The sequence below is a fragment of the Chryseobacterium sp. 22532 genome (assembly GCF_052044665.1).
Taxonomy (GTDB): Bacteria; Bacteroidota; Bacteroidia; order Flavobacteriales; family Weeksellaceae; genus Chryseobacterium; species Chryseobacterium lathyri.
This window is the reverse complement of record NZ_JBQENJ010000008.1, coordinates 87,301-96,249: the sequence shown is the minus strand read 5'-3', so window position 1 is coordinate 96,249 and position 8,949 is coordinate 87,301. Positions and strand designations below refer to the sequence as shown.

General features: G+C 37.6%; 5 protein-coding genes and 15 tRNA genes. 19 read left to right on the top strand and 1 reads right to left on the bottom strand.

Annotated elements, in window-relative coordinates:
• Positions 1-422 precede the first annotated feature (422 nt).
• From ACTJIV_RS19350 to ACTJIV_RS19260, 19 genes are all read left to right on the top strand, one after another.
• Positions 423-495 (top strand) — tRNA-His (locus ACTJIV_RS19350).
• A gap of 116 nt (positions 496-611) precedes the next feature.
• Positions 612-685, top strand: a tRNA-Lys gene (locus tag ACTJIV_RS19345).
• Positions 686-689: 4 nt separating this feature from the next.
• A tRNA-Arg gene (locus tag ACTJIV_RS19340) sits at positions 690-763 on the top strand.
• Positions 764-768: 5 nt separating this feature from the next.
• Positions 769-840 (top strand) — tRNA-Asp (locus ACTJIV_RS19335).
• Between the two features lie 63 nt (positions 841-903).
• Positions 904-975 (top strand) — tRNA-Pro (locus tag ACTJIV_RS19330).
• A 94-nt stretch (positions 976-1,069) separates the two neighbouring features.
• Positions 1,070-1,143 (top strand) — tRNA-Ile (locus tag ACTJIV_RS19325).
• A 92-nt stretch (positions 1,144-1,235) separates the two neighbouring features.
• Positions 1,236-1,307 (top strand) — tRNA-Asn (locus ACTJIV_RS19320).
• 273 nt (positions 1,308-1,580) lie between these two features.
• Positions 1,581-1,662 (top strand) — tRNA-Cys (locus tag ACTJIV_RS19315).
• Positions 1,663-1,822: 160 nt separating this feature from the next.
• Positions 1,823-1,906 (top strand) — tRNA-Tyr (locus tag ACTJIV_RS19310).
• Positions 1,907-1,990: 84 nt separating this feature from the next.
• Positions 1,991-2,062, top strand: a tRNA-Glu gene (locus ACTJIV_RS19305).
• A gap of 330 nt (positions 2,063-2,392) precedes the next feature.
• Positions 2,393-2,466 (top strand) — tRNA-Leu (locus ACTJIV_RS19300).
• Positions 2,467-2,472: 6 nt separating this feature from the next.
• A tRNA-Leu gene (locus ACTJIV_RS19295) sits at positions 2,473-2,546 on the top strand.
• Positions 2,547-2,553: 7 nt separating this feature from the next.
• A tRNA-Phe gene (locus ACTJIV_RS19290) sits at positions 2,554-2,626 on the top strand.
• 7 nt (positions 2,627-2,633) lie between these two features.
• Positions 2,634-2,706, top strand: a tRNA-Gln gene (locus ACTJIV_RS19285).
• 8 nt (positions 2,707-2,714) lie between these two features.
• A tRNA-Trp gene (locus ACTJIV_RS19280) sits at positions 2,715-2,785 on the top strand.
• Between the two features lie 126 nt (positions 2,786-2,911).
• A complete protein-coding gene (locus ACTJIV_RS19275; RefSeq protein ID WP_223558376.1) occupies positions 2,912-3,397 on the top strand; it encodes a ribonuclease H-like YkuK family protein in 486 nt (161 codons plus the stop codon).
• A 19-nt stretch (positions 3,398-3,416) separates the two neighbouring features.
• A complete protein-coding gene (locus ACTJIV_RS19270; protein ID WP_440629172.1) occupies positions 3,417-3,788 on the top strand; it encodes a cyclic-phosphate processing receiver domain-containing protein in 372 nt (123 codons plus the stop codon).
• Between the two features lie 580 nt (positions 3,789-4,368).
• Positions 4,369-7,065, top strand: a complete 2,697-nt coding sequence (locus ACTJIV_RS19265) for a DUF6493 family protein (protein WP_440629171.1) — start codon at positions 4,369-4,371, stop codon at positions 7,063-7,065.
• 4 nt (positions 7,066-7,069) lie between these two features.
• Positions 7,070-8,413: an SWIM zinc finger family protein gene (locus ACTJIV_RS19260; RefSeq protein ID WP_440629170.1), complete on the top strand. Its 1,344-nt coding sequence runs from the start codon at positions 7,070-7,072 to the stop codon at positions 8,411-8,413.
• A 36-nt stretch (positions 8,414-8,449) separates the two neighbouring features.
• On the opposite strand, the gene ACTJIV_RS19255 is transcribed toward ACTJIV_RS19260, so the two are convergent.
• On the bottom strand, positions 8,450-8,899 hold the full coding sequence (locus tag ACTJIV_RS19255) for a VOC family protein (RefSeq protein ID WP_440629169.1): 450 nt from the start codon (positions 8,897-8,899) through the stop codon (positions 8,450-8,452).
• Positions 8,900-8,949 lie beyond the last annotated feature (50 nt).

Sequence of the window (8,949 nt, the reverse complement as noted above, 5' to 3'; positions counted from 1 at the left end):
CAATAAATAAGAGTGATAAGTAACCCGATGAGAGACAGTCATTTAGGTATTTAAGAGATCCGCAGGATATTGCGGACGGTTATTCTTTATGCTAAAAATAACACGCAACTAATTGATTGTCAAATATTTAATTGAAAAATAAATTTGTGAGTTAAAAAATTTCATACTTACTTTGCAACCGAAAATTGAAAGCAGCAGGTTTTCAGGATTCAAAACTTTTTAAATAACAGGAATATAATGAAACAATTACATAACATATCTAATCAATATTCGAGATTGCACGGACAGGAGCCGAAAGGATATGCATGTATCATTCTCGATAGTGAATTTATAGTTAAAAGGTGCTTATATACGTGGGTCAGCTAATGATCTCTTACGTTAGAATATATACAGCACCTCCCGAAAAGAGGTGCTTTTTTTATGGTTTCTTTAGCTTATTTGGTAAAGCGCCGGTCTGTGGAACCGGAGAACAGGGTTCGATCCCCGAAGATACCCAACACATGTGAATGGTTAATGATGAATCTTGTTAAATGTGAAATGGTCAATAGTTAATTGTGAATTTAAATTGACACGCAAAGCAAATTGACAATTCACCATTCACATTAAAAAACAATCTCATAGCTCAATGGGTTAGAGCACCGGTCTTTTAAACCGGGGGTTGAAAGTTCAAGTCTTTCTGGGATTACAATGGTCTCGTAACTCAATTGGATAGAGTATCGGTTTTCTAAACCGTAGGGTACAGGTTCAAATCCTGTCGAGGTCACAAAAGGTCTATTGAGGTAAAGGCTAACCTGCCCGACTGTCTCTTGGGCACTGCGGGTTCGATTCCCGCATAGACCGCAAGGTTCATGAAACGTTTTATTCCGGCTGTCTCCCGGAAAAAATGGAAACGGAACCTGAAAACTGGAAAGATAACGGTGGTTGTTTACCCGTCTTGGACGCGGGAGGTCGCAAGTTCGAATCTTGCTTTCCAGACTAAAAAAGTGAATGGTAAATTGTGAGTTTGCTTCGCAAGTGAATTTAAAAATTGACAGTAGCGGATTGACAATTCACCATTCATATCAAAAACGATTTCGTAGCTCAATTGGTTAGAGCGTCGGTCTGATACACCGGAGGCTGAAGGTTCGAGTCCTTCCGAAATTACAAAAGATGATAAGTGAATGGCGAATTTGCTTCGCAAGTGAATTTAAAAATTGACAGTAGCGGATTGACAATTCACCATTCACATCAAAAAAGATTTCGTAGCTCAATGGTAGAGCACCGGTCTGTTAAACCGGAAGTTGAAAGTTCGAATCTTTCCGGGATCGCAGATAACTCAATGTTAATTGTTTCAAAAGAAGAGAAAAAAGGTATGTCAAGAGCAGAAGATCTTTACGCCAAATATGGAAAATACCGACAGCCTTTTTCTTTTTTATTAGAAGTTAGATGAGAGAAATTAGAAATTAGAAGTTAGAAGTTAGAAAATAGAAGTTAGAAGTTAGAAGTTAGAAGGGTGTAAATTCACTATTCACTATTCACTATTAACTATTAACTATTCACTATTAACTATCAATCATCATTGATCATTTGTTGTCACATCTGATGGTTCGCCGAAGTGGAAGAGTCGGGAAGGTCTGCAAAACCGTTGCATAAGCTGAGTGGGTTTGAATCCCATAACCATCTCAAATAACTAAAATGAGATTAGTTCCGGAGAAAAGTAAAAGTTTGTCGAGCGAAGAAGTTCTTATATCAAACTAAAAATACAGACAGGCTTTTGTTTTCTTCACAAGAGGATTAGAAATTAGAAATTGCTCATTACTAATTGCCTATTACTCTTTATCATGAAAGTACGCCGGAGTTGGAGAGCCGGGGCAGACTGTAAATCTGTTGCTTCATTGCTGAGCAGGTTCAAATCCTGCTACTTCCACAAAAACCGCTGATAATGTAACGGCAGCATGCAGGAAAAGTACTCTTGTTGTTCAGGTTCGATTCCTGGTCGGTTGGTTAAAATGCTCCATTAGCATAGCGGTAAGTGCATCCGGCTTTCTACCGGACGACAAGGGTTCGATTCCCTTATGGAGTACAGACGTGAATGGTCAAAAGTCAGTTATGAATTATTAATACCATGAAAGTTCAGATCGAGAAAATAAATTGGCTGATCATTCACAGAAAAACAGGAAAGAGAAAAGTTTGTCCAGCGCAGAAGATCTTACAAACACTAACAGGCATAGTTTTAAAGACAGGCTTTCTCCGACCTTAATTATAAGTAATGAATAATAGCAATAAGTAATTTGACTGGTAATGAATAGTCAATTGTGAATACATCAAATGTGAATTAAAAACCATGAAAAAATTGACAGCTGACCATTGACAATTCACAAATATTACAGATTACTCATTATTCATAAAACCCGCGGGAATGGTGGAAATGGTAGACACACTTGATTTAGGCTCAAGGTTTTGGGGGTTCGAGTCCCTCTTCCCGTACAAAATGCCTCTCTATTCCAATAGGCAGAGAAAACGGCTTTAAACCCCGTAAAGTCCCAGTTCGAATCTGGGGAGAGGCACAAAAAAGGATCAGTGGTGTAGAAGGTCTGCACGTTTGTCTGAAAAGCAAAAGGGAACCGTTCAATTCGGTTTTGATCCACAAAAAATGATTCATAGTGTAATGGGTCAGCACACAAGACTTTGACTCTTGTTGTTCAGGTTCAAGTCCTGATGAATCAACAAAAACTACTCTGATGGTGTAATGGCAGCATCTCAGTCTCCAAAACTGATGGTATAGGTTCGAGTCCTGTTCAGAGTGCAAAAAGTGAAGGGACAATGTGAATTTGCTGCTCAAGTGAATATTAAAATTGACAGCAAAGCGAATTAACAATTCACAATTCACAAATTAATATATAAACAAAACAAATTTAAAACATGTAAAAAAATGGAAACGCAACAAGAAGTATGGCAGAATATGAAAGGAAATTTTTTCCAGAAACCTATCACCCAGCTGGTAGAAGAAGCCATTATCCGCGAACAGGCTAACGGTCACCGCCTGAAAGTATGTGTGGGCTCAGATTCCCATGTTTACGGCGAAGCGATCAGCTATGCTACGGCAGTAGTATTTGTACGTGAGGGAAAAGGAGCGTTTACTTTTATCAGAAAAGAAAGACAAATACAGAAGATCAGTATCAAAGAACGAATGCTGAACGAGGTCAACAGATCCGTAGAAATTGCTTACGCTATCTGTGCCGTTCTGGATGCTTATGGTGTGGAAATGGAGGTACACGCAGACATTAATACCGATCCGGATTTCAAGTCAAATACTGCATTAAAAGATGCTATGGGCTATATTCTGGGAATGGGATATGTGTTTAAAGCAAAACCCCACGCATTTGCAAGCTCCAATTGTGCTGATATGATGGTTTAAAAAAATAAAATACACAATCATGGAAATGACCAAAAGATTATTATTTCTGGATGATATCAGATATCCCATTGAGGCGTATCATTATACCAAACAGGATATTTTCCTTAGAAAAGACTGGCATATCGTTCGAAATTACGAGCAGTTTGTCAACAGAATTTTGAAAAAAGGACTTCCGGAAATGATTTCTTTTGACCATGACCTTGCAGATATACATTATCTGAAGCCTAATTCTGATGAATATGCTGAAAAAACAGGTTACGATTGTGCCAAATGGCTGATAGAATATTGTATGGATAACTATTTAGACTTATCAGAATTCTACTGCCACTCAATGAATCCGGTAGGAAAGAAGAATATATTAAGCCTTTTGGAAAACTTTAAAAACTATTAAAAAAGAAACCAAATATATTTTTTACAGCTGATCACCATTTCACAATATTAAAAATTGAAATCTGATGACTCCCTTTTTTAAGGGAGTTTTTTTTGTATAAAAAAAAATATTCGGAATATTATTTATTTTACATCATCAAATATAAAAAGCCTGGAAAATTAAAAAGAAATTTTTTAACTTTTATTCAGAAATGCCCCTTAAACTGTCATTGAAAACATAATTTTTTGTTAAAAAAAATCACTTTAAAAGGTTAATTTCATGTCTGTCAGACATTTTTTATTATTTTAGTCCCTAAGTTTGGAATTATACTTATTGAAGATGAACGAAAGGCGATTTATTTACACTATAAAATCAGGAAAATTATTCCTTTTCTTATAAAGTGAACCTCAAAAGAAAAAAAGAACTTCAGTAATTCTAAAGAAATTCTTAAATAAAAATTGGGGCATAACAACATTTCTATGCTTGCCACAGTACCAAAGATCTTATGATGAATTATATGACCAGGCTGTAGCCGGACGGCTAAACGAATGCAAAAAACAAAAAATAACCTGAAAAAAATTATTATCAAATTAAAAAACAAATGAAAGAAAGACTTTATGAGATCCTTAATGAGGAAAGAGTACATGAGATTATTCCACTTCTGAAACAGCTTACAGAAGAAGAAAAGAAAGCGCTGGTCCCGACCATAAAAAAACTGGACCGGGAGATCAGCAAGATTGTAATGACGAAAAACTCCTATCACACTGCTGGTTCTGCAGATCAGCATTCTATTATTGATATCGCATCTTTTGTCTGTATGGATCAGAAGCATTACGGGAAAAATTACTGGAGTCTTTTCAGAGATAAAGAGCAAACCGAAAAAATACTGGAGTGGGGATGTCCGCATTGGTTTTCGGATTTTATTAATGACTCCATAGATGCAGAGTTTACAGCATTTAATTACCATGATATTTTACGCTGGGCAGAAAAAGGCTATGTACAGCCCAGACCCGAACTTCTTGGGTACCATTTAAGCCTTCATCCATATGATCTGGAAAAATTTCCGGAAACACTGGGAATCCATTTCTGGTACCTGTGCGAATTTCCTTCAAAATCATTGCCTTTTAAAAGAGAATGGCTTCCATTGGTTCAAAAACTGATTGCTGAAAATAAAATTGAAAGAAAAAGATTCCTCAGAGAATGCCTTCTGGCCGCAAACAGAAATTTTAATAAAAATGTTACAGGATGGTTCATGGATGCATTCAATATTCTGAAACCTTCTGATGAGGAGCTGATCATTCTGCAGGACGAACTGATGGCAGGGCTGGCTTCCGTACAGTCCAAAGCGGTTAATACTATACTTGCTCAATTAAAAAAAATAGTTCAGTATCCGGCATTCAGAACCGGTGAATTTTCATATTTTCTTCCTAATCTGTTAAGTTCAGAAGTTAAAACAGTTGTGGCAGCCAGCCTGGCAGTCACTGAAAAAATCTTTCAGAAAAAGAAAACTGATACACAAAACCTGGCAACAGCCTTAAGTGCAGCATTTGTAAACAAAGACGAAAGTATACAGACCAAAGCAGCAAAAATTATTATTAAATATATCCCTGTATCAGAAGGAATAAAAGAAGCTCTGTCTCATTACGAAGATAATATTTTAGCTAATGTAAGGCCGGGGCTGGTTCAATACATAGAAAACAGGAAGCTGGAGCTGGATGCTGTTGAAGCAGAAACGCTGGAACTTATCAATAAAGAGTGCAAAGTTAAGGAACCCGAAAGCTTTGAAGACCTCATGTTTCTTCTTCCACAAGCCATAGAAAATCCCGGAACGCATTATTACGATATTTCCCTGGCAGGACTTGTACGTTTTGCTGATGAAGCTGATGCAAATTCTGTAAAACTGTTTGAACCCGTATTTCAAAAAGCATGTAAAACTATTGCCAGATGGGAAGTACACCATTTTAATGTATTACTGTGCAATCTGATTATTAATTACGGACTTTCATTATTAGAAAAATTTCCATTTCAGCTTAAAAGCCTGGAAAAAATATATAAAAAAACCCGTGAAGACGAAGCCACAAGAGAGGCTTATTCTTCCTATCATAAAAAGCTGAGACCCATCAAAGATATCTATGCCGGAGGATTGGCCATGGAGCCATTCAAACATATTGCAATACATATTTTTGATAAGATTACATCAGGAGATCAAACTCCTCTGCTATCTACAGTAACCCATGAACCATGTTGGATAAGCCCTGAAGCATTGGTAGAAAGATTTGAAATTTATCAGAATAAAAATATAAAGCCCCATGATTTGGATGTACAGCTTGCATTGCAGCGCTGTTCACTGGAAAAAACCTCAGACGCCTTACAGCAGGCTGAAGAGAAATTAAAAGGAGAATATAAAGAGCTTCTGCTTTTCTTCTTTAACAAAGACTCTGCTCCGAAAGGAAAAATTGAACATCCATCATGGTGGATGACTGCAGGAATTACACGCTCTCCGGAAAAAGTTTTTGAACAATTCAAAGGCTTCGGGTATGATGATATTCCTAAAGAATTCCTTACCGGTAATTATAAATGGAAAACCATAGACAGCAAAAAGAATTCCTATTATCCTGTCGAGCTTAATATCAACGTTCCTAAATATCACTTAAAAAAAAGAGAACATCAGCTTTTCTTAGAATACTTTATTTCAGAACAGAAAGATATTTCTGAGACCCCGTCCTTTATATGGAGCTTTCCCAATACGCCTGGAAATGTTTTTGCCAGAATCATTAAAAACTGTCTGTTTTATTCAGGGATCGCAGAAGTTTACGAAAGAGGGCTTGTTCTGAGTACGGCACAGGCACTGCATCAGATGAAAAAGCCTCTGGATTCAATGGGGTACCTGTTTCTGGGAACTGTTTTCCTGGACGGAGACAAAGTAATCCGCGGAACTGCTGCTGAAATCTGGCTGGAACATGTTTCCCATAAAGTAATGGATAATGCCCGTTTGGGACAGGTTGTCGGGCTTCATGAAAAACTGGAATGGGCTCCTGTAAAGAGATTTGCAGATCTTGTACAACACCAGATGCTTAACGTCAGTAAAGATCACAATCTCGCGCTGGAACAGCTTCTCACTCATATTTTGCTGCAGATGGAGACCCCGGTTACCAATCTTAAAAAAATATTGGATATTTACAACGAGGTTTTGGCTTTGAATCAATCAGAGCCTGATAAAAACTTAAAAGAAAAACTGAATAGCTGGAAAGATAATTCCAGTCTGAAAAAAACCTGCAATCTTCTTCTAAAAAAATAAATTAATGGAAGATATGCTCATTTACAACTATCATAGGCCCTCGTCTCTGATAAAAAAAGATGTATCCGAAGAATTATTCCTGTCCAAGTATAGCGAAATTCAGAAAAATACAGATGCTCCCTGCTTTTTTTGGGGAGATGTCAGCCAGCCGTTTATATTGGCAAGATGCCTTATCACACTTTCTAATATTGTGAAATCAAGCTTTAACCTGTCGCCGTCTCATATGGCTTTGCTTAAAGACCCTATCGTTACTGCCGGAAACAGCAGGCTGCGTTTTGAAGGATTTTCACACTGTGCCGGTGTTTACGCCAGAGTAGATGTACTGCCGGATGGTCTGCATGGTGAATTTCTGGAAAATGGAACTACCAATGTAGATTTTAACCAGTCGATGATTACTGCTTTAGGAAGTATACGTCCCAATGAAAAAATAATGCTTTCCGTGGGAGAAAAAGAAGTCGGACTTTACAAAGAAGAGGAAAAAGTGATCGAACGGAAGGTTCCGTTGCCTGTAAAATGGATCAAAGGATTGAGTACTGTTCAGATTTATCTGTCCGAATCGGAAAAGCTTCATTGCTTTAATAAAATCCAGACCCAGCAGCTCTTCAGAGGAATACCGAAAGGATCTGTAAAATCAGATTACTACCTAATCATCAGAGGAAATAAACCTATGTTTTCGCCGGTAAAATCAGCCGATTCAATTTGTATTGGCGGACTTCACAGGTTGCGCCTGCTGGAACCTCTTCTTCCTTATATTGACCAGATGCAGGTATTTCCACATGCTGACATGCAATCTACTACATGGCAGCTTTATATGGGAAATATAAAGTTCAGCTTTTCATTGTCAAGAGAAACCTGGCGGGGATTTTCCGGGGAAGGAGCAATACTGGACAGCCTGATCGATAATATTTCTGATGAGTGGATCAATGCACTGGATAAATACGCTTATGCCAATCAGTCTTTTAACCCTTCGACATTTGCCTTAGAAGAAAATATAAGTCTGAAAAAAACAGAAAACCTTACAGGAAGATTGGCTGCTATGGGACTTTTGGGTTATGATCTGGATGATAAGGAATTTTTCTATCGAAGGCTGCCATTTAAGCTCAATAGAATTGCAGGTTTAAATCCACGGATGAAAAATGCAGAAAAGCTTATTGCAGAAGGAAAGGTAGAGATTTTAAATAAAATTGCAGCCAGAACCGAAGCCAGAGTAGAAGGCACCGACGTACATCACACGGTGATCATAGATCATGATAAAGAACGGTGTACTTGCGAATGGTTCAGCAAATACCAAGGCGAAAGAGGACCATGTAAACACGTTCTTGCCGTAAAGAAATTAATATATGACTAACTAAAAGGACAGCTTCTGAAAATAAGTCTGTCCTTTTTATTCATGGATCTTCATCCATTCTTCATAGGAAAGTACGCCCAATTCCGGTCTCCCTTCGCCTTCAAGGACTGAAATAAATTCAAGCTGATTACCGTCCGGATCATTAAAATAGATGGCAAGTGCTGGCATCCATGCAAAGACCATAGGCTTATCTTTGCCGTCTTTTAGAAAATTATAAGGCTTCAGTTCTTTTTTCTTCAGAAAATTTGCAGAATGATTTAAGATGTCCTCCTTGCTGCTTGAAAAAGCAAAATGTCTTGGCTGAAGGTTTTCCTTCTGTTCCCACAATCCTAACATGAATTCTTTACCTTCACCGATCCACAAAAATGCAATGGGACGTGTTTCATCCCTATGTGCCAGTTTCAATCCCAATACCTCAGTATAAAATTTGATAGATTTCTCTAAATTGCTTACCTGAATGTGGGTTTCATATAATCCTTTGATCATGATTTTATTTTTATACCCACAAAGCTAGGCAATGCGTCTCCAACAATATA

Excerpts from the sequence above, each read along its gene's own strand:
- ACTJIV_RS19275 (WP_223558376.1), top strand. The coding sequence starts at position 2,912 with ATGGAAACGCAACAAGAAGTATGGCAGAATATGAAAGGAAATTTTTTC.
- ACTJIV_RS19270 (WP_440629172.1), top strand. The coding sequence starts at position 3,417 with ATGGAAATGACCAAAAGATTATTATTTCTGGATGATATCAGATATCCC.
- ACTJIV_RS19260 (WP_440629170.1), top strand. The coding sequence starts at position 7,070 with ATGGAAGATATGCTCATTTACAACTATCATAGGCCCTCGTCTCTGATA.
- ACTJIV_RS19265 (WP_440629171.1), top strand. The coding sequence starts at position 4,369 with ATGAAAGAAAGACTTTATGAGATCCTTAATGAGGAAAGAGTACATGAG.
- ACTJIV_RS19255 (WP_440629169.1), bottom strand. The coding sequence starts at position 8,899 with ATGATCAAAGGATTATATGAAACCCACATTCAGGTAAGCAATTTAGAG.